Source organism: Ralstonia sp. R-29 (genome assembly GCF_049913345.1).
In the GTDB taxonomy this organism is placed as follows: domain Bacteria; phylum Pseudomonadota; class Gammaproteobacteria; order Burkholderiales; family Burkholderiaceae; genus Ralstonia.
Window position 1 is genome coordinate 2,060,206 of record NZ_CP184377.1, and the last position, 20,308, is coordinate 2,080,513.

General features: G+C 63.8%; 19 protein-coding genes and 1 tRNA gene. 5 read left to right on the forward strand and 15 right to left on the reverse strand.

Annotated features, from left to right (window positions below; genetic code table 11):
• Window positions 1-47: 47 nt before the first annotated feature.
• Window positions 48-452, forward strand: coding sequence for a hypothetical protein (locus ACN9M1_RS09615; protein WP_426393888.1), 405 nt, complete (start codon window positions 48-50; stop codon window positions 450-452).
• A gap of 58 nt (window positions 453-510) precedes the next feature.
• Here ACN9M1_RS09615 and ftsB read toward each other — a convergent pair whose 3' ends face one another.
• From ftsB to ACN9M1_RS09685, 14 genes are all read right to left on the reverse strand, one after another.
• Entirely contained in the window at window positions 511-846 is a 336-nt protein-coding gene (gene ftsB / locus ACN9M1_RS09620; protein WP_426393890.1) for a cell division protein FtsB, read from the reverse strand.
• 91 nt (window positions 847-937) lie between these two features.
• Entirely contained in the window at window positions 938-2,221 is a 1,284-nt protein-coding gene (gene eno / locus ACN9M1_RS09625; protein ID WP_048934213.1) for a phosphopyruvate hydratase, read from the reverse strand.
• A 57-nt stretch (window positions 2,222-2,278) separates the two neighbouring features.
• A complete protein-coding gene (locus ACN9M1_RS09630; protein WP_426393891.1) occupies window positions 2,279-2,569 on the reverse strand; it encodes a DUF1330 domain-containing protein in 291 nt (96 codons plus the stop codon).
• A gap of 75 nt (window positions 2,570-2,644) precedes the next feature.
• A complete protein-coding gene (kdsA, locus tag ACN9M1_RS09635; RefSeq protein ID WP_426393893.1) occupies window positions 2,645-3,499 on the reverse strand; it encodes a 3-deoxy-8-phosphooctulonate synthase in 855 nt (284 codons plus the stop codon).
• 22 nt (window positions 3,500-3,521) lie between these two features.
• Window positions 3,522-5,186, reverse strand: a complete 1,665-nt coding sequence (locus tag ACN9M1_RS09640) for a CTP synthase (protein WP_426393895.1) — start codon at window positions 5,184-5,186, stop codon at window positions 3,522-3,524.
• A gap of 90 nt (window positions 5,187-5,276) precedes the next feature.
• Entirely contained in the window at window positions 5,277-6,098 is an 822-nt protein-coding gene (locus ACN9M1_RS09645; RefSeq protein ID WP_426393897.1) for an alpha/beta fold hydrolase, read from the reverse strand.
• Between the two features lie 21 nt (window positions 6,099-6,119).
• The gene (locus ACN9M1_RS09650) at window positions 6,120-7,022 is read right to left on the reverse strand and encodes a peptidase (protein WP_426393899.1); all 903 of its coding nucleotides are present in this window, start codon (window positions 7,020-7,022) and stop codon (window positions 6,120-6,122) included.
• Between the two features lie 89 nt (window positions 7,023-7,111).
• On the reverse strand, window positions 7,112-7,948 hold the full coding sequence (locus tag ACN9M1_RS09655; RefSeq protein WP_426393901.1) for a transglutaminase family protein: 837 nt from the start codon (window positions 7,946-7,948) through the stop codon (window positions 7,112-7,114).
• A gap of 57 nt (window positions 7,949-8,005) precedes the next feature.
• The gene (locus ACN9M1_RS09660) at window positions 8,006-8,956 is read right to left on the reverse strand and encodes an alpha-E domain-containing protein (protein ID WP_426393903.1); all 951 of its coding nucleotides are present in this window, start codon (window positions 8,954-8,956) and stop codon (window positions 8,006-8,008) included.
• A 57-nt stretch (window positions 8,957-9,013) separates the two neighbouring features.
• Window positions 9,014-10,495, reverse strand: a complete 1,482-nt coding sequence (locus tag ACN9M1_RS09665) for a circularly permuted type 2 ATP-grasp protein (protein ID WP_426393905.1) — start codon at window positions 10,493-10,495, stop codon at window positions 9,014-9,016.
• Between the two features lie 110 nt (window positions 10,496-10,605).
• On the reverse strand, window positions 10,606-13,125 hold the full coding sequence (locus ACN9M1_RS09670; RefSeq protein ID WP_426393907.1) for a DNA internalization-related competence protein ComEC/Rec2: 2,520 nt from the start codon (window positions 13,123-13,125) through the stop codon (window positions 10,606-10,608).
• Between the two features lie 8 nt (window positions 13,126-13,133).
• The gene (locus tag ACN9M1_RS09675) at window positions 13,134-13,946 is read right to left on the reverse strand and encodes a TatD family hydrolase (protein WP_426393908.1); all 813 of its coding nucleotides are present in this window, start codon (window positions 13,944-13,946) and stop codon (window positions 13,134-13,136) included.
• 83 nt (window positions 13,947-14,029) lie between these two features.
• Window positions 14,030-14,758 (reverse strand): lipoprotein-releasing ABC transporter ATP-binding protein LolD, encoded by a 729-nt coding sequence (gene lolD / locus ACN9M1_RS09680; protein ID WP_426393910.1) that lies wholly within the window; start codon window positions 14,756-14,758, stop codon window positions 14,030-14,032.
• A complete protein-coding gene (locus ACN9M1_RS09685; RefSeq protein WP_426393912.1) occupies window positions 14,751-16,001 on the reverse strand; it encodes a lipoprotein-releasing ABC transporter permease subunit in 1,251 nt (416 codons plus the stop codon). Before ACN9M1_RS09685 ends, lolD begins: the two co-directional genes overlap by 8 nt.
• A gap of 81 nt (window positions 16,002-16,082) precedes the next feature.
• On the opposite strand from ACN9M1_RS09685, the gene ACN9M1_RS09690 reads away from it, so the two are divergent.
• The 4 genes from ACN9M1_RS09690 (at window position 16,083) to ACN9M1_RS09705 (ending at window position 19,516) form a co-directional block, all read left to right on the forward strand.
• The gene (locus ACN9M1_RS09690) at window positions 16,083-17,150 is read left to right on the forward strand and encodes a hypothetical protein (RefSeq protein WP_426393914.1); all 1,068 of its coding nucleotides are present in this window, start codon (window positions 16,083-16,085) and stop codon (window positions 17,148-17,150) included.
• A 12-nt stretch (window positions 17,151-17,162) separates the two neighbouring features.
• Window positions 17,163-18,857 carry a single-stranded-DNA-specific exonuclease RecJ gene (gene recJ, locus ACN9M1_RS09695; protein WP_426393916.1) on the forward strand — a complete coding sequence of 565 codons (1,695 nt, stop codon included), beginning with the start codon at window positions 17,163-17,165 and terminating at the stop codon, window positions 18,855-18,857.
• A 169-nt stretch (window positions 18,858-19,026) separates the two neighbouring features.
• Window positions 19,027-19,353 (forward strand): ferredoxin FdxA, encoded by a 327-nt coding sequence (fdxA, locus tag ACN9M1_RS09700; RefSeq protein WP_296224831.1) that lies wholly within the window; start codon window positions 19,027-19,029, stop codon window positions 19,351-19,353.
• 87 nt (window positions 19,354-19,440) lie between these two features.
• Window positions 19,441-19,516: transfer RNA gene (locus ACN9M1_RS09705), tRNA-Asn, on the forward strand.
• Between the two features lie 284 nt (window positions 19,517-19,800).
• On the opposite strand, the gene ACN9M1_RS09710 is transcribed toward ACN9M1_RS09705, so the two are convergent.
• Entirely contained in the window at window positions 19,801-20,196 is a 396-nt protein-coding gene (locus tag ACN9M1_RS09710; RefSeq protein ID WP_426393918.1) for a hypothetical protein, read from the reverse strand.
• Window positions 20,197-20,308: the final 112 nt, after the last annotated feature.

Consider the following 20,308-nt stretch of genomic DNA (forward strand, 5'->3'; position numbering starts at 1 on the left):
CTCTAAGTCGCCAGTTTCGTCATCTGCCGCTTACTGCGGAGCGCATCATGTCTGACTCCACCTTCCAGTCGTTGAATCTGTCCCGCGTTGGCGCGCTGGTATTGCCCATCGTCGTGACGTTGCTGGCGTCTGCCTGCGTCGCCGTGCCACGTGGCCCGGGCGGCACGCCTTACACCGCACGCCTGCCGGCCGACACGCCATCGGCCACAGCCGCTCCGTTGTCAGCGGAAGACCGCAAAAAACTGGATGAGCTGAACGCCAAAGCGCTGCGTGAGTCCGACCAAGCCATTCAGCGTGATGCCGAGGCACGCGCCTACGCGGCAACGCCCTACTACGCGCCCTATCCGTACTACGGGAGCTATTCGGTCTACTACGGGAGTGGGTGGCGCCACCATGGTGGCTGGGGTGTGAGCTACGGTGCGCCTGTCTGGGGCTATCCGTACTACTGGTAAATCCGGGAAATTGCCTTGAAAACGAGCGCGTCATCCACGACGCGTTCGCAAAGCCGCCTCAGTGATGCGCCTGCTGGCCCGCAGGAGGCGGTGGTGGCGGTGGCGTTTGGCTGGTCTTCGGCGCCGGCGCGACAAACTGCACGAAGCCTTCGTCGTCCTTCACCATCCCCAGTTCATAGCGCGCGCGCTCTTCGATGGCGCCCGTGCCTTCCTTCAGGTCCTTCACTTCGCCTTCGAGCTTGGTGTTGCGCTGCTTCAGTTCAGCATTGCGCTGATTCTGCGCGGTCACCTGTTTCTGCATATCCCACACGCGCAGCCAGCCGCCTTTGCCCAGCCAGAGCGGATACTGGATGGCAAGTAGCAACAGCAGCAGAAACAGCGTAATCAGGCGCATAGGGACAAGCGTTGGCGGCACTCAGGCCCCAAATGCCACGCGACCGCCAGAGCGGCGGTCGCACAGTCACATGAGGCGAAACTGCGAGCGATTATCGCAGGTTATAGAACGCCGACTTGCCCGGGTAGCTGGCGATATCACCGAGGTCTTCTTCGATGCGCAGCAGCTGGTTGTACTTGGCCATGCGGTCCGAGCGCGACAGCGAGCCCGTCTTGATCTGACCAGCGTTCGTGCCAACGGCGATGTCAGCGATCGTGCTGTCTTCCGTCTCGCCCGAGCGGTGCGAAATCACAGCCGTGTAGCCGGCACGCTTGGCCATCTCGATGGCGGCGAAGGTTTCGGTCAGCGTGCCGATCTGGTTGATCTTGATGAGGATCGAGTTGGCGATGCCCTTCTCGATGCCTTCCTTCAGGATCTTGGTGTTGGTGACGAATAGGTCGTCGCCCACCAGTTGGACCTTCTTGCCCAGCTTGTCGGTCAACGCCTTCCAGCCGGCCCAGTCGCTCTCGTGCATGCCGTCTTCGATCGACACGATGGGGAACTTGTCGGCCAGGTTCGCCAGGTAGTTGGCAAAGTCTTCCGACGACAGTTGCAGGCCTTCGCCTTCCAGGTGGTACTTGCCGTCCTTGTAGAACTCGGACGCGGCGCAGTCCAGCGCCAGCAGCACGTCTTCACCAGCCTTGTAGCCAGCTTGCTCTATGGCCGACAGGATGGTGTTCAGGCACTCTTCGTTGCTGGCGAAGTTCGGTGCGAAACCGCCTTCGTCGCCCACGGCGGTGCTCATGCCCTTGTCCGCCAGGATCTTCTTCAGCGCGTGGAAGATCTCGGCGCCGCAGCGCAGGGCCTCGCGGAAGCTCGGCTGGCCAACCGGCATCACCATGAATTCCTGGATGTCCAGGCTGTTGTTGGCGTGTGCGCCACCGTTGACGATGTTCATCATCGGCACCGGCATCTGCATCGCGCCCGAGCCACCGAAGTAGCGGTACAGCGGCAGGCCAGCTTCTTCAGCGGCAGCCTTGGCCACGGCCATCGACACGGCCAGCATGGCGTTGGCGCCCAGGCGGCTCTTGTTCTCGGTGCCGTCCAGGTCGATCAGGGTACGGTCCAGGAAGGCCTGTTCCGATGCGTCCAGGCCCATGATGGCCTCGGAGATTTCGGTGTTGATGTGCTCGACGGCCTTGAGCACACCCTTGCCCAGGTAGCGCGACTTGTCGCCGTCACGCAGTTCGATGGCTTCGCGCGAGCCGGTGGAGGCGCCCGACGGCACCGCGGCGCGGCCCATCACGCCCGATTCCAGCAGCACGTCGCATTCGACGGTGGGGTTGCCGCGCGAGTCCAGCACTTCGCGACCGATGATATCTACGATGGCACTCATGAAAATCCCTCTTGGTCTTTTAAAGCAGGTAATGCAAGCGATCGGTGGCTCGGATACTCAGAGGCCTTCGACCACGATCATGTTCATCTTGGCGGCGTTGGCGCGAGCGTCGCGCGCAGCGCGGTATTCCTCGCTGTCATAGAACGCCTTGGCGGCGTCATAGCTCGGAAACTTGAGCACAACGATGCGGGTGGGGGCCCACTCGCCTTCCAGTTGTTCGGTCTTGCCGCCGCGCACCAGCGGCTCGGCGCCGTGGGCCTGCATGGCCTTGGTCGACAGCACCTTGTATTGCTCGTATTGCACGGGGTCCGTCACGTCCACGTACGCGAGGATGTAGCCAGCGGCCATCTGTCTCTCTCCGGAAGCTGAAACGAAACGACGACGGCAGCATACGCTGCCGCCGGTCGGGGTGGGATCAGTCAATCAGTCGAACTGATTTTCCAGGAAACCGCTGCGCTTGGTGAGCGCATCCAGTTCTTTCAGTACTGACAGCAAGTCTTTCATGCGACGCAGCGGCACGGCATTCGGACCGTCTGATTTCGCGCATGCCGGGTCCGGATGCGTTTCCATGAACACGCCCGACACGCCCGTGGCAATGGCCGCACGGGCCAGCACCGGCACAAATTCACGCTGACCGCCCGAGCTGGTGCCCTGACCGCCCGGCAACTGCACCGAGTGCGTGGCGTCGAACACCACCGGAGCACCCGTCTCGCGCATGATCGCCAGCGAGCGCATGTCCGACACGAGGTTGTTGTAGCCGAACGAAACACCGCGTTCGCATGCCATGAAGTTGTCTTCCGGCAGACCGGCATCGCGGGCCGCATGACGCGCCTTGTCGATGACGTTCTTCATGTCGTGCGGCGCGAGGAACTGGCCCTTCTTGATGTTGACGGGCTTGCCGCTCTGCGCACAGGCACGGATGAAATCCGTCTGGCGGCACAGGAACGCCGGCGTCTGCAGCACGTCCACAACGCTGGCCACCGGCTTGATCTCATCGATCTCGTGGATGTCGGTCAGCACCGGCACGCCCACCTGTTTGCGGACTTCCGCCAGGATACGCAGGCCCTCTTCCATGCCCAGACCGCGGAACGAGGTGTCCGACGAGCGGTTCGCCTTGTCGAACGACGACTTGTAGATGAACGGAATGCCCAGCGCGCCCGTGATCTCCTTGAGCGTACCGGCGGTGTCGATCGCCATCTGCTCCGATTCGATCACGCAGGTGCCGGCAATCAGGAAGAACGGTTTGTCGAGGCCGACTTCGAAATCGCAGAGTTTCATGATGTTCCTGTGCACCGGCGCCTTAGGCGACAGCGCGTTGTGCGGTCTGCTGGTGATGCGCGAGCGCAGCTTCCACGTAGGCCTTGAACAGCGGGTGGCCATCGCGCGGCGTCGAGGTGAATTCCGGGTGGAACTGCACGCCGACAAACCACGGGTGCATCGAGCTCGGCAGCTCCATCATTTCCGGCAGGTTTTCCGACGGTGTGCGCGCCGAGATGATCATCCCGGCCTTTTCCAGCTGCGGCACGTAGTGGTTGTTCACCTCGTAGCGGTGACGATGGCGCTCGTTGACTTCCGCGCCGTAGATCGTCGACGCCTTGGTGCCGGGCTGCACCGGCACGCGCTGCGAGCCCAGGCGCATCGTGCCGCCCAGGTCAGAGTCGGCCGAACGCTTTTCCACCGCGCCGTCGCGATCCAGCCACTCAGTGATGAGAGCCACCACCGGGTGTTCGGTCGCGTCGTTGAATTCCGTGCTGTTAGCGTCGTTCATGCCGGCCAGATGGCGGGCGAATTCGATCACGGCCAATTGCATCCCCAGGCAGATGCCCAGGTACGGCACGCCCTTCTCACGGGCGTATTGAATCGCGCGGATCTTGCCTTCCGTACCGCGCTTGCCGAAGCCGCCCGGCACCAGGATCGCATCCAGCGACTTGAGCACGTCCATGTGGCCCGACTCCAACTCTTCGGAATCGATGTACTCGATATTGACGCGCGTCGAGGTGTGCAGGCCGGCGTGGCGCAGCGCTTCGATCAGCGACTTGTACGACTCGGTCAAATCGACATACTTGCCGACCATGCCGATGGTGATTTCGTGCTGCGGGTTCTCCAGCGTGTGCACCATGCGTGCCCACACCGAGAGGTCCGCGGGCGGCGCATTAATGCGCAGCTCTTCGCAGATGATGCGATCCAGCCCCTGCTCGTTGAGCATCTGCGGGATCTTGTAGATGGTGTCGACGTCCCACACCGAGATGACTGCGTCCTGCGGCATGTTGGCGAACAGCGAAATCTTCGCGCGCTCATCATCGGGGATCGGGCGGTCAGCGCGGCACAGCAGCGCGGTCGGCTGCACGCCAATCTCGCGCAGCTTCTGCACCGAGTGCTGGGTCGGCTTGGTCTTCAGTTCGCCGGCGCTGGCAATGAACGGCACCAGCGTCAGGTGAATGAATGCGGCCTGGTTGCGGCCCAGACGCAGGCTCATCTGACGTGCGGCTTCCAGGAACGGCAGCGATTCGATATCGCCCACCGTACCGCCGATTTCCACGATCGCCACGTCAGCCTTACCATCGTGCGAGGCAGCGGCACCGCGCTCGATGAACGCCTGGATTTCGTTGGTGATGTGCGGAATAACTTGCACCGTCTTGCCCAGGTATTCGCCACGACGTTCCTTGCGGATCACGGACTCATACACCTGACCGGTGGTGAAGTTGTTCGACTTGCGCATCTTGGCCGAGACGAAGCGCTCGTAGTGGCCAAGATCGAGGTCGGTTTCTGCGCCGTCCTCGGTCACAAACACCTCGCCGTGCTGCAGCGGGCTCATGGTGCCCGGGTCGACGTTGATGTAGGGATCGAGTTTGAGGAGGGTGACTTTGAGGCCGCGCGACTCGAGAATGGCCGCGAGCGAGGCGGCGGCGATGCCCTTGCCGAGTGAGGACACTACGCCACCGGTAACGAATACGAACTTGGTCATGACCTAGCTTGCCGAGGAAAGCCGGATTATACCAAAGGTGCTCTGCCCCATCCGTGACAGATCGGTGGAATTTGCCGCAGGCGCGCTCGTTCAGGCAGCGTGCCGCATGGCGCCTGCGTTAGCGCGCATTTCGTTGATCATCTGGCGGATCAGCGCGGCGGTTTCCAGCGGCTTTTCCATGGGATACAGATGGCTGCCTTCGATCCAGCGCAGCCGGCTACCGACCAAGCGGCGGGTCGCGCCCAAGCCGACTTGGCGAATCTCCCGTGAGCGCGTGCCCGCAATAAAGCTGACAGGAAACGGCGTGCCGCCAGCCACTTTACGGCCCATGTTGGTCGGCAAGGTGCGGTAGATCTCGTATTCGACCTCGCGCGAGAAGCGCAGCGTGCGCTCCCCGTCACGGCCGGTGGGCTCGGTGCCGTGTTGCACGTAATCCCGCAGCACGTCCTCGTCCCAACGGTCGAATTTCTTCTTGGCTTTGAAGTGACTCCACACGGAATCGAGATCCGGCCACAGATTGCGCCGGTTCTTGGTCGATGCCGCCGGCGACTGGCGGTCATCAATATCCAACCATTGCGCCACGCGCAGGAGCTTGGCACGCCAACCGGCAATCACCGGCGAGTCCAGCATCACCACGCCACGCACGCGCTCGGGCCGGCGCAACGCGGCCATCAAGCTCAAAAAGCCACCGAGTGAATGCCCGACGAGCCAGACCGGCTCGGGCTGCGCGTCAATCTCGGCCAGCAGCTCCTTGACGAGCCCTGGCCACGCACGCGTGACGGGAAAGCGCGGGTCATGGCCGAAGCGCTCTACCGCGCGAATATCGAATGCGTCGCTCAGCACGCCCAGCATCTTGCGATACGTGCCGACCGGGAAACCGTTGGCATGGGAGAACAGCATCACATCGCACATCGGGGCGGCTCCTGGGCGGTGTCAGTGCGAGTCTTTCGTCCCGCCCGCCACGCGTTGCACCGTGGTGACTTGCTCCAGCACCGGGCCCGGCGCGCGCTGCGGCACGGCGGGCGCATCGGCAAACGGGGGCGCAATGCGGACGGGCTCGACCTGCGTCGACGGATGGCCCTCGCGGCGCAACGGGTGCCCGGGTTCGGCGTGGGTTTCCCAATCCGGATCATCGATTTCCGCAAACACCTGGCGCAGACGCTTGCCCCAGGTGCTGCGGATCATTGCGAAATAGGGGTTCTCTTCGTCAATGGCGACGAAGCGCGTCACGCGCAGGGAATTGGTCTCGTACACCAGTAGATCGAGCGGCAAACCCACCGAGATATTCGACTTCAGCGTCGAATCCATGGAGATCAGCGCGCACTTTGCAGCTTCATCAAGCGGCATGACCGGGGTGACCACACGGTCGATGATGGGCTTGCCGTATTTGGCCTCGCCGATCTGGAAATAGCAGTTCTCAGGCGTGGCCTCGATGAAATTGCCGGCCGCATACACGTTGAACAGACGCGGCCGCTCCTCGCCAATCTGCCCGCCAAAAATGATGCTGACGTTGAAGTCGATCTTCGCCTTGGCCAGGGCGGCCGCGTCGCGGTCATACACCTCGCGCACGGCCTCGCCGACGATGGTGGCGGCTTCGAACATATCGCGGGCCGTCCACAGCGAGCGCGGCTTGTCGCGCGCCTCCGTCAGCACCTGGCGCACCGCTTGGCTGATGGCGAGATTGCCGGCGGTCAACAACACCATGACCCGATCCCCCTCGCGCTCGAACACCGTCATCTTGCGGAAGGTGGAAATGGCGTCGACGCCCGCATTGGTGCGGGAATCCGACAGAAAGACCAGGCCAGCGTCCAGGCGCATGGCAACGCAATAAGTCATGGGCGAAGCAACAGACGAAATCGGGTTGGGAGGATTCTAGCGCGCCAACCACAACCGGTTGTCGCGCTTGGAAGGGGTGCTCAGTTCACTCAGGCGGCCTCGGCGGGCAGGGGTTCGATCGAGATGCTGACGTCCAGCGTCTCCGCCCCACCGCCCTCGCGGATACCGCGAATGGGCGCCGCAGATTGGTAATCGCGGCCCACCGCCAGGCGGATGTGGCGCCCGTCGGTAAAGCATTGATGGGTCACGTCGATGCTGCACCAGGTATGCGTTTCGGCATCGACGCAGATATCTGCCCATGCGTGGCTGGCGAGGTCTTCTTCGCCAACGGCATGGAAATAGCCGCTCACGTAGCGTGCGGGCACGCCCGCCGCCCGGCAGCACGCCACCATCACCTGCGCTTGGTCCTGGCAGACGCCCGCGCCCAGGTTGAATGCCTCGGCAGCGGTGGTACCGACGTCGGTGGTATTGGGCTTGTAGCGCACACGCTGCGCGATGGCACGCGCCAGATTCAATGCCGAGTCCGCATCGCCTGGCACCACCCCGTGTTCGTGCACAAATGCGCGCATTTCCGGCGTGGCGGAAGTCAACGGTGTTGTGGCGAGAAAGTACAGCGGCGAGACGCAATAGCGGCCGTGGCCGGGTGCATCCACAAAATGGTGACCACTCGAAGCGTGCGCTGGAAACGCCTCGACGATGCCGTATGCGTCGATGGTCACATCATCTGTGCGGCCGCCGAGCGTGAAGTGGTGGACCACATTGCCAAAACCGTCGGTGGCGCGTGTCAGGTTGCCTGGGGCGTGGATCTGCCAGCTATCCACTTGCTGCAAGGGGCCGCTGCGAGGCGTCAAGCGCAGTTCATGCACGCTATGTCGCAGCGGCTCGGCATAACGGTAGACCGTCGTATGTCGAATTTGGTATTTCACGATGGCACAGGCGCAGCCCAAAGGCCGCGCCTTGATAAAGACAAAATGCCCTGCGCGTCACACCACATCGAGAGGCACCAGGAAGTCCTGGCTGATGCTGTTACCCAGGTCGCCAATGCGCTCCAGGAAGTTGGTCAACCACGCGTGCAGGCCAACCGCAAAAATATCTTCGATGCGGGCATACCGCAGGTCGGCGTGGAGTTTACCAGCGCGACGCTCGGTCTCGGCGGACTGACTGTTGCGCACGGTGGACAGGATTCCAACCACCTCATCCATGCTGGCCAGCAACGAGCGCGGCATGTCGCTGCGCAAGATGAGCAGTTCGGCCACCCGAGTGGGCGTGATCACGTTGCGGTAGATCTTGCGGTAGACCTCGAAGCCCGACACGGAGCGCAGGATCGCCGCCCAGTGATAGAAATCTGCGTGTTCGGCGGCGCTCTCGTCGCGTGTGGGCGTCGACTGGAACTTGACGTCGAGAATCCGCGCCGTGTTGTCGGCGCGCTCCAGGAAGGTGCCCAGGCGCATGAAGTAAAACGCGTCGTCCTTGAGCATGGTGCCGAGCTGCACGCCGCGCGACAGGTGCGAGCGGAATTTCACCCACTCGAAGAACTGCGACGGATCATCGCGCAGCATGCCTTCGCCAATCAGGCGCTGCACCTCCAGCCAGGTGGTGTTGATGGTCTCCCACACCTCGGTGGTGATGGAGCCGCGCACAGCGCGGGCGTTCTCGCGTGCGCCGCGCAGGCAGCTCATGATCGACGACGGGTTGGTCATGTCGCGGACCATGAAGTCGATCACATCATCGCGTGAGAGCAAACCGTAACGCTCGTCAAAGACGCGCGTGAGTTCAGAGATATCGAGCATCGCCCACCAGCCCTGCTCCGCCACTTCCGCCGATTGCGGCAGCAGCGAGGTCTGATAGTTCACGTCGAGCATGCGGGCAGTGTTCTCGGCCCGTTCGGTGTAGCGCGCCATCCAGAAAAGATGGTCTGCGGTGCGGCTGAGCATGGCGTTCCCTTTGCGTATTCGATTTGTCGATTGCGAGCTGCGACAATGTGCGAGCGCTCAGCGCTCCAGCACCCACGTATCTTTCGTCCCGCCCCCCTGCGACGAGTTGACCACCAGCGAGCCTGCCCGCAGCGCCACGCGCGTGAGGCCGCCCGGCACCATGCGCACGTCCTTGCCGGACAGCACGAACGGCCGCAGATCAATGTGGCGCGGCGCGATACCCGATTCCACAAACGTCGGGCACGTCGACAACGCCAGCGTCGGCTGAGCGATGTACTGGTCGGGGTGCGCCTTCACCACCTCGCGGAACGCTGCAATCTCTTCCTTCGTGGCGGCCGGGCCGACCAACATGCCGTAGCCGCCCGCGCCGTGCGTTTCCTTGACCACCAGTTCACCCATGTGGTCGAGCACGTATTGGAGGTCGTCCGGACGACGGCACATGTAGGTCGGCACGTTGTTCAGGATCGGCTCCTCACCCAGGTAGAAGCGGATCATGTCCGGCACATACGGGTAGATCGACTTGTCGTCTGCCACACCGGTGCCAATCGCATTGCAGATGGTGACGTTGCCCGCGCGATAGACCGACAGCAGACCGGCCGCGCCAAGCGAAGAATCCGGACGGAACACCAGCGGGTCGAGGAAGTCATCGTCCACGCGACGGTAGATGACGTCGATGCGCTGCGGCCCCTGCGTGGTGCGCATGTAGAGGTGGTCGTCCTGCACGAACAGGTCATGCCCTTCCACCAGTTCCACGCCCATCTGCTGGGCCAGGAACGCGTGCTCGAAATACGCCGAGTTGTACATACCCGGCGTCAGCACCACCACCGTCGGGTCGGCAATGTTCTGCGGCGACACGCTGCGCAGCATGTCGAGCAGCAAGTCGGGGTAGTGGGCGACCGGCGCCACACGATTGCGTGCAAACAGTTCTGGAAACAGCCGCATCATCATCTTGCGGTTTTCCAACATGTACGACACGCCAGACGGCACGCGCAGGTTGTCTTCCAGCACGTAGAACTCGCCCTCGCCCGCCCGCACGATGTCGATGCCGGCCACGTGCGCGTAGATGTCGCGCGGCACGTTCACGCCGAGCATGTCCGGGCGATATTGCGCGTTGTTGTAGATCTGTTCGGGCGGGATGACCCCGGCGCGCAGAATGTCCTGCTCGTGATAGATGTCGCGCAGGAAGCGGTTGAGCGCGTCGACGCGCTGTCGCAGGCCGCGCTCCAGCGTGGCCCATTCGCTGGCCGGAAAGATGCGCGGGATGATGTCGAACGGGATCGTGCGCTCGGTGCCGCTGTTCGATTCGTCCTTGTCGCCATACACGGCAAAGGTGATACCGACGCGGCGGAAGATCAGGTCGGCCTCGGCACGCTTGTTTTGCAGCGTGGTGGCCGACTGCGCGCCCAGCCATTCGGCGAAGCGCCCGTAGTGGCCACGTACCTCGCCCTGCTGGACGAGCGCAGCCGGGGCCGGTTCGGCAGCGTGGGGATTGGGTTCCCCATGCCAGTTAAGCATTTCATCGTAGAACCGGACTGCCATGCTTTTCTCCCCTGACGGACTGCCATGCCACGCGGTTGCGCGACATGCGGTTTTTATAGCACGGCGGTTTTGTGCGCCACAATGGGGCCAACCCGCTGTGCAACCAAGTTTTACGGCAGCGCACCATTCGGCACTATGGCTGTCGCCAGGGCTTCCACTTCCTGCGCGGAGGACCAATAGCGTGGCCGCATGGACCGCGCCGTCTGCACCTCCAGTGCATCGCCGTGCGTCTGGATGACGACGGCACCGGTCTTGTCCGTGCGCAGCCGCTCAACGTCGCGCGCCACGTAGCGCTGCCATATCTGCGGGTGCGGATGTCCGTACCGGTTGCGGTAGCCGACCTGGAAAATCGCCACCTGCGGGGAAACCGCGTCCAAGAACGCGCCGCTGGAGCTTGTCTTGCTGCCGTGATGCGGTACAAGCAAGATGTCTGCCATCAGCCGCTCCGGTTCGGCGGACACCAGCGCCGCCTCCTGGGCACTCTCGATATCGCCCGTCAGCAAGGCGGCATGGCGGCCGTTGCCAACCCGCAGCACGCAACTGCGGGCGTTGCTGGAGATGGCCGCACCATCGACGGGCGCCTGCACCGGGTGAAGCACCTCGAAGTCCACGCCATCCCACGTCCAGGCTTGCCCCGCCACGCAGGCTGTCAGCCCGATGCCATGGGTTTCGGCCACGTCGTGTAGGGCATGTTTCTCGGGCAAAGACGCCAACATGGTGCGTACCGGCACCGCGTCCATCACCGTTTCGGTGCCGCCGGCATGGTCGCTGTCTTCGTGGCTGATGACGAGTGTGTCGAGCTCGTCCACGCCATGCCCGCGAAAGTACGGGTTAATAACGCGGGCTGCGGCATCCGCGTCATCGCCATAACGTGGACCGGTATCGAATAGGAGGCGGTGGCTGGCGGTTTCAACCAGCGTGGCGGCACCCTGGCCGATGTCGAACGCCACCACGCGGAATTCGCCCGGCGGCGGCACTGGCACGCGCGCCAGCACCAGCGGCACCAGCAGCACGGCGCCCTGCGCTCGCCAAGCCCACGCGCGAAACCCACCCGGAACCAGCAGCAGCACCACCCCGCCCATTGCCAGGACCAATGCCCACGGCGGCGCAATCGGTGCCACCCACACCGACCAGACCGGTCGCGCCAGCCATTCAAGCCAGTCGACCAGCCAAGCGAAGCTCGCTTCCGACAGCGTGAGCACCGGTTGCGCCAGTGGATCGGGCAGCGCCGCACCGATCAACGCCAGCGGCGTGGTCACAAAGCTCACCACCGGAATCGCCAGCCCGTTGGCCGCCACCGATACCACGGAGGTTTGTTGAAACAGCAGCAACGTCAGCGGCAACAAACCGAACGTGACGGCAAATTGAATGCGCGTTGCGCCGGAGACACCGCGTTGCACACGGCCCCACCAGGGCTGCGCTTCGCAGCTGCGCCGTCCCTCCAGCACCATCTGCGCGGCAAGAAAAATGATCGCCACCGCCCCGAACGACAACCAGAACCCCGCTGACATGACCGCCCACGGGTCTACCACCGCCACCACGGCGGCAGCCCAGCACAGCGATAGGCTGACCGGCTCATTGCGATCGGTCAGCCGGGCGACGGCAACCGTCGAGAGCATCAGCAACGTGCGCTGCGCCGGTACGCCCATCCCGGCAAGCAGGCAGTAGCCAAACGCTGCCAGCATCGCCGCGATGGCACCTGCGCGCGGCGTCGGCATGCGCAGCGGCAACGGCATGCGCAACCAGCGCGCGAGACCGAAGGAGCGGCGCCATAAGGCCATCCAGAGCGTGGCGAACAGGCCCGCAATCATCGTGATGTGCAGGCCCGAAATCGACACAAGATGGCTGATGCCAGTGCGACGGAACAGCTCCCACTCTTCACGGGCAATGCCGCTTTGATCGCCCACCACCAGGGCGACGATCACCGGTGCGTAGCGTGCATCAGGCAGTGCGGCCAGGATGTGGCGACGCACTGCTGCCCGCCGGCGTTCGACGCTTAGCCAGAAGCCTGCTTTGGCATCTTCTAGCGGCGTGTTCTGGGCGCGCTTGCCGGTGCGCACGTAGCCCGTGGCGCGGATGTTGTTGGCGAGCAGCGCGTATTCGCCGTCAAAACCACCCGGGTTGATGAGGCTGTGGGGGCGCTTGACGCGCAAGGTCAACTGCCAGCGTTGGCCGGGTTGCAGGTCGGGAATGCCGGCACGCCGATCGGGTTCGGCGCCCTCCTCGTCCGTCTTACCCCAACCGCGCGCGCCATACCAAGACAACCGCACGCGCGGCGGCAGGGCGTCGCCTGCATCGCTGGATTCGATCTGGAAGAGGAAGCGCGTCGCCTCGTCATCGACTTGCGGCAAATCAGCCACCACGCCTGTCGCGAGGATGTCCTTGCCTTCCCACGCCGGGCTGAGCACAACAGACAGACGTTGCTGCGCACGCCAGTCCGCCCAGCCGAAGCCGGCGGCAATGGCAGATGCCACGAACAACACGGGGAGGAGACGCACCCAGCGTCTCGCCATACACACCAGCAGCAGGCACAGCGCCAGCACAGCCATCGGTTGCCACATGGGTGCAAGCGCGGCTTGCGTCTGCAGCACCATGCAGCCGGCCACAAAGCCGATCAAACCCAACCGCATGTGGCGCGTCAGGCTTGCAGCAGCGGTGCCAGGCGAGGAATGGCCTCGATGCTATTGCGACGCGCCTGTTCGGCCAGCGCCTCGATGGAAATACCACGCAGTTCCGCCAGCGCTGCGGCAATGCGAGCCACCTCTGCGGGGGCATTGCGCACCCCAGCCTGCTCGCCAAACTGATCGTCGGACAGCCAGGATGGCGCGAGGTCTGGCGCGTCGGTTTCGAGCACGATCGCCTCGATCGGCAAGTCGGCTGCGAGCCGGCGCACGCGGTTGGCGCGAGAGAACGTGAACACGCCGCCAAAACCGAGTTTCAAGCCGGCATCGACAAAGCGCCGGGCCTGCTCCGGGCTGCCATTGAAGGCATGCGCAATACCGCGCACGCCGGCCTTGATGGCCGCGCTGCCAACCTGATCCTGCGATTTGCGCACGTGCATCAACACTGGTAGATCGAATTCGCGCGCGATGCGCAATTGCGCCTGGAACACGGCGTTCTGCCGCTCGACATTCGGATCGGGGATGAAGAAATCGAGCCCGATCTCGCCGATGGCCACGAAGCGCGGATCGCCCATCGATGCAGCCACCTGCCGGCGCAGTTCGGCAAGATCGTCGTCACTGGCCTGAGCGGCATGGATGGGGTGGATACCGAGTGCATAGCTGCAGCCGGCATGCCGATGCGCCAGCACCCGCACGGTATCGAAATTCAAGCGCGCGACCGCCGGCACGACAATGTGGTTCACCCCCGCCGCATGTGCCTGCGCCACCGCGGTGTCGCGGTCGGCATCAAACTCACGGGCGTCGAGATGGCAATGGGTGTCGATCCACATGGTCGGTTCTGCGTTGGAAAAACCGGCAACGTACAGGAAAGGCAGACGCGCTGGAATCCGCCAATTCCGATAATGCCGCCCGATCAGCGCTCCTGATGCAGATGGCCGTCGCGCAGGCGCAAGACGCGGTCGCAACGACCGGCCAAGTCGATGTCGTGCGTGACGATGACAAAGCTGGTGCCCAGCGTGCGCGTGAGTTCCAGCATCAGGTCGAAGACGTCGCCAGCGGTGTGGTCATCCAGGTTGCCGGTAGGCTCATCGGCCAGCACGCAAGCGGGGGACCCGACCAGTGCGCGCGCAATGGCCACGCGTTGGCGCTCGCCGCCGGACAGCTCGCCCGGGCGATGCGCCGTACGCGGGCCCAGGCCCACGCGCTCGAGCATCACCTGCGCGGTATGACGCGCCTGCGACTCTTCCACGCCGCGAATGCGCAGCGGCATGGCCACGTTGTCCAGCGCGGTGAATTCTGGCAGCAGATGGTGAAACTGGTAGACGAAGCCCAGCGCCTGATTGCGCAGCGTGTTGCGCTCGCGCTCCTTCATGGCGGTGAACGGCTTGCCGAGCAGCGAGACGCGGCCTGACGTCGGCTCATCCAACCCGCCCAGCACATGCAGCAGCGTGCTCTTACCCGAGCCAGACGCGCCCACGATGGCGACCTTCTCGCCCACGCCGATGCGGATATCGACGCCCTTGAGCACGTCAACATTCAAGCCGCCCTGGCGGAACGACTTCGACAGCCCTTCTGCCTGCACCACTACACCCTGCGGTGCGGCGGCCGGCGCTTCCATGGAAGTCATGACGGCCTCACTCATAGCGCAGGGCCTCCGCCGGGTTCACGCGCGAGGCGTGCCAGCTCGGATACAGCGTCGCCACCGACGCCAGGATGAAGGAAATGATGCCGATCGTTGCAATGTCGTTCACGCGGGGGTCCGAGGGCAGTTCGCTGATGAAATAAATATCGCGGGGCAGGAATTGCACGTGGAAGAGCCGCTCGATGAACGGCACGATCACGTCGATGTTGTAAGCGATGAGCGTGCCAAACCCCACGCCCAGCAACGTGCCGATAAAGCCGATCGCCACGCCCTGCACGATAAAGATCTTCATGATCGAGCCCGGCTGCGCGCCCATGGTGCGCAGGATGGCGATGTCGGCCTGCTTGTCCGTCACCGTCATCACCAGCGTGGAGACCAGGTTGAACGCCGCCACGGCAATGATGAGCGTCAGGATGATGAACATCATCTTCTTCTCGGTCTTCACGGCGGCAAACCAGTTGCGGTTCTGGCGCGACCAGTCGCGGATGTACAGCTCGCCGGTCAGCGTGCGGGACAGTGCCTCGGCCACCTGCGGCGCGCGGTCCATGTCGACCAGCTTCAGGCGCACGCCCGTCGGGCCATCGAGGCGGAACAGGCGCTCCGCATCTTCCATGTTGACCAATGCCAACGAGCTATCGAACTCGTAGTGGCCCGATTCAAACGTGCCCACCACGGTGAACTGCTTCAGGCGTGGCAGCACGCCGGCCGGGGTGATGGTGCCCTGCGGCGCGAGCAGCGTGACTTTGTCGCCCACCTGCACGCCCAAGCCGCGCGCCAGTTCCTTACCCAGCGCGATGCCGAATTCGCCGGGTTTCAGGTCGTCCATGCTGCCAGCTTTGAAGTCCTTGCCGATGTCCGACACCTTCGGCTCATCAGCCGGCGACACGCCGCGCAGCAGCACGCCACGCACCGCATCGTCGCGTGTGATCATCGCCTGCGCGCCCACATACGGCGCCGCACCGATGACTTCCTTGTTCTGCATGGCCTCGTTGGCCGTGCGCTGCCAGTCCGGCAGGCTGTTCGGCGCCATCACTTCGATATGCGCCAGCACCGACAACATGCGGTCGCGCACTTCCTTCTGGAAGCCGTTCATGACCGAAAGCACGATGATCAGCGCCGCCACCCCCAGCGCAATGCCGAGCATCGAGATGAGCGAGATGAAAGAGATGAAGCTGTTGCGGCTGGCGCGCTTGCTTGCACGCGTATACCGCCAGCCGATCTGCCATTCGTATGGAAATTTCAAAGGGGATTCCCCGTGGGTGCAATTTGATGTGATTCTGCCGGCTCACTGGCCGACGAGCCGGAAGTTTACAATCTCGGAGCCATGATTCCTGAACTCACCCTGATTGTCCCGTTTTGCGCGCCCGCCGCCGAGGTAGCGGACGACGCTTACCGTCAATTGACCTTGCCGGGCCTGGAAAGGTTGCTTGCCCGCGCACGCGAGGCAGAACGCGAGCGCCACGACGACGCCTACCTGCCCACGCTGCCGCACGAGCGCTGGCTGGCCAAGCATGCCGGGCTGCCCATTGCGCCGTTGCCCTCCGCGCCGTACATGCGCCTGGCCGACGGCGGCACCGCCGACACGCGCATCTGGGCCTGCCTGCAGCCGGTGCACATCCATGCCGCGCGGGACCATCTGGTGATGCTCGACCCGGCCCAGCTCCGCCTGGAAGCCGCCGACGCCGAAGCGTTGCGTGCCGCCATTGCGCCGCTGGTGGCCGAGATGGGCATCACGCTCGACGCCACGCACGCCGCGCGATGGTACGTCGCCGACTCACCCTTTGGCGACCTCATTGCCGCCGCCCCGCAGCGGGCATCTGGCCACAACATCGATATCTGGATGCACAAGGGCGAGCAGGAGCGCGCCTGGCGCAAGTTCCAGAACGAGATCCAGATGACGTGGTACGACCACCCCGTCAACCAGGCACGCGAGGCGCGCGGCCTGCTGCCGGTCAACTCTGTCTGGCTGTTCGGCCAGGGCGCGCTGGTCGATACCCGCTCGATTGCCGAGCGCATGATTGGCAACGACGCGTTCTTCGCCGGCCTGTGCCACGCCGCCAATGCCACCGAGCTGTGTGCCGAGACGCTGGCCGCGGTGCCGTTCGACGACACCCGTGCGGCCGTACTGCTTGACGCCGCCAGCAAACCGCATCTTTCCGCTGACTGGTACGACTGGATCGAAACCCTGCGCGCGTTCGACCGCGACTGGTTCACCCCTGCCGCCGATGCGCTGGCCGACGGCCGCATCGACGCGGTCTCGCTCGTGCTGACCGGCGATTCGCACTACGCCCACTACCGCGCCACCCGTAAAAACCTGACCGGTTGGCTGCGCCGATTCAGCCGCGCCCGTACCCTGCGCGATGCGCTGTCCCCTCTCTCGATGGCCGCCTGAGCCTGATCCCGCATGACCCGCATCGCTGTCCGTTCGCATTCCACCGACGCCGCCAATACGCTGGCCGGCCACGGCATCCATCCTGTTCTGGCGCGCATCCTGGCCGCTCGCGGCGTCGCCCGGCCCGATGAGCTGTCGACCGAGCTGGCCGACTTGATCCCGCCCTCGCAGCTCAAGGGCATCGACGAGGCGGCGCGCTACCTGGCCGACGCCATCGCCGCCAAGAAGCGCCTGCTGATCATTGCCGACTACGACTGCGACGGCGCCACCGCCTGTGCCGTCGGCGTGCGTGGCTTGCGCATGCTCGGCGCGCAGGTCAGCTACATCGTCCCGAACCGCTTTGAATACGGCTACGGCCTGTCGCCCGAGATCGTGGCGCTGGCCGCGCGCGAGAAGCCGGACGTGCTGGTCACCGTCGACAACGGTATTGCCGATGTGGCAGGCGTGGCGGCGGCCAATGCGTTGGGTATCGACGTCGTCGTCACCGATCACCACATGCCGGGCGCGCAGTTGCCCGAGGCGCGCGTGATCGTCAACCCAAACCAGCCGGGGTGCGGCTTCCCGAGCAAGAACCTGGCGGGCGTGGGCGTGATGTTCTACGTGCTGCTGGCGCTGCGGGCGGAGTTGCGCAAGCGCGGCGCGTTCACGCAGCAGGAACAGCCGCGCCTCGATGCGCTGCTCGACCTGGTGGCGCTCGGCACCGTCGCCGACGTCGTCAAGCTCGACGCCAATAACCGCCTGCTGGTCGCGCAGGGCCTCAAGCGCATGCGCGCCGGGCGGATGTGCCCGGGCATCGCCGCGCTCTTCCGCGTGGCGGCCCGCGAGGCACGGCGTGCGTCGACGTTCGATCTCGGCTTCGGCCTCGGCCCGCGTTTGAATGCTGCCGGGCGGCTGGCCGACATGTCGCTCGGCATCGAATGCCTGCTCACCGATGACTACGATCGCGCCATGGCCATCGCCGCCGAACTCGACGGCATGAACCGCGAGCGCCGCGAAATCGAAGCCGGCATGCAGCAGGAAGCGCTGGCCATCCTGGACAGCATGGCTGCCATGGATGGCGCCGGCCGCCACACCATCGCCGTCTACAACGAGACCTGGCACCAAGGCGTGATCGGCATCGTGGCCTCGCGCATCAAAGACAAATTCCATCGCCCGGTCTTCACCTTCGCGCCCGGCGACGATGGCGTCATCAAAGGCTCCGGCCGCTCCATTCCTGGTTTCCACCTGCGCGACGCGCTGGATGCCGTGCACAAGCGCTGCCCCGGGCTGATCGTCAAATTCGGCGGCCATGCGATGGCGGCCGGCCTTACGCTGCGCGAAGACGGTTTCGACGAATTCGTCGCCATCTTTGAAGCCGTCGGCCGCGAATGGCTGACCGAGGCGCTGCTCTCGCGCGTGCTCGAAACGGATGGCGAGGCCGACCCCGAATGCTTCACGCCGCAGTTCGTTGAGCTGCTCGAAAACCACGTCTGGGGACAGGGCTTTCCGGCGCCGAGCTTCTGCGGCGAATTCGACGTGCTGTCGCAAGCCGTACTGAAAGACAAGCACCTCAAGCTCAAGCTGGGCCGAGGCAAGCAGCATTTCGACGCCATCTGGTTCAACCACGCAGAGCCGCTTGGCGGGTCCGCCTACGTGGCCTACCGGCTCGATAACAACACCTTCAACGGCATCACACGCGTGCAGATGGTGATCGAGCATGCGCAATAAGCACCGCGCCGAACCTTGCGCCAACGCATATCCACATGCCAAAACTGTCTGACGGTGCACGGATGACGCACCGGCTAGGCACGGCGGCTGCGTTACAATGCGTGTTTGCCGGCTTGGCACCCGCCACGACCGTGCTCCCCACGAATTCCTAGCTTCAACTCCAAGCGAAATGACTCACGTCGTTACCGAAAGCTGTGTCCGCTGCAAGTACACCGACTGCGTGGACGTCTGCCCCGTCGACTGCTTCCGCGAAGGCCCGAACTTCCTGACCATCGATCCGGACGAGTGCATCGACTGCGCCGTCTGCGTGGCCGAGTGCCCGGTCAACGCCATCTACGCCGAAGAAGACGTGCCGGCCGATCAGCAGAAGTGGATCGCCATCAATGCCGACCTCGCGCAAGCCGGCTGGCCGTCCATCACCAAGACCAAGCAACCCTTGCCCGACGCCGACGACTGGAAGGACGTGAAGGACAAGGAGCAGTACCTCGAACGCTGATCTCCAATTTTTACCGTCAGCGCAAAAAAGGTGTTGACGGCCAGATCAGAAACTAGTTAGAATTCATTTCTTCGCTGCTACAGCGATTCCCCGATAGCTCAGTCGGTAGAGCGCCGGACTGTTAATCCGTAGGTCCCTGGTTCGAGCCCAGGTCGGGGAGCCAAATAATAGAAAACGCCTCGCTTCGTGCGGGGCGTTTTCTTTTGTGGCGCTGGTGCATGTATTGTCTTGCATCGGCTGCCATGCCCGGATGGTGAAATTGGTAGACACCGCGGACTTAAAATCCAAAGAAGCGCAAGCTCAGGACTACCGCTAGATAGGCATGCATGCCAAGCAATATCAGCGGGCACAGGCAGTTACTTGAGTTGTTCAACACTCGCATGAATGCCTAGCAGGACCGTGAAATTGCCGCCTCACTGTCCCAGCCGCGTCCCAATCTGAGCGACGCTAAATCAACGGATCCTCCCCTGCACCGCCCTCCAGAACCAAGCTAGTGAGGGGATACTCAGGACCGTCCAAGAGCCTCCGAACGACATCAACGGCAACACTCCGAGCTCGCCTCTCAATCTCGTCGTCGCCCAGCTTAACCAGCGACGACTCCATCTGGTCCATGGTTGCACGCGCTTCAAGGAAGAATTGTTCCTGTTCGACGCCGCAGCGCCTTGCGTGGGCCAGCAAGATCAGCAGTGCCCTACCCAGGGTGCCGCCCCGCCAGTGCTGCTCATATTGAACCCCGGAGTCATAGTCAGGAGCGCCGTCATCGTCGGTCGGTGACCAGTATTGGCTGTATCGCAGATAGCCCAAAGGATCGAGCCAGCCGTTCTTTGACGCTTGCGCGGTCATCCTCTGAAAGGTCTCGGGAGCTGGTGCCCTAGTACCCGACGCCAACGCCCGCCAAGCGCGGCCATCCGCATCTTCGGTACCGCTGCCATAGCCCAACTCCCTCGCAAGACTT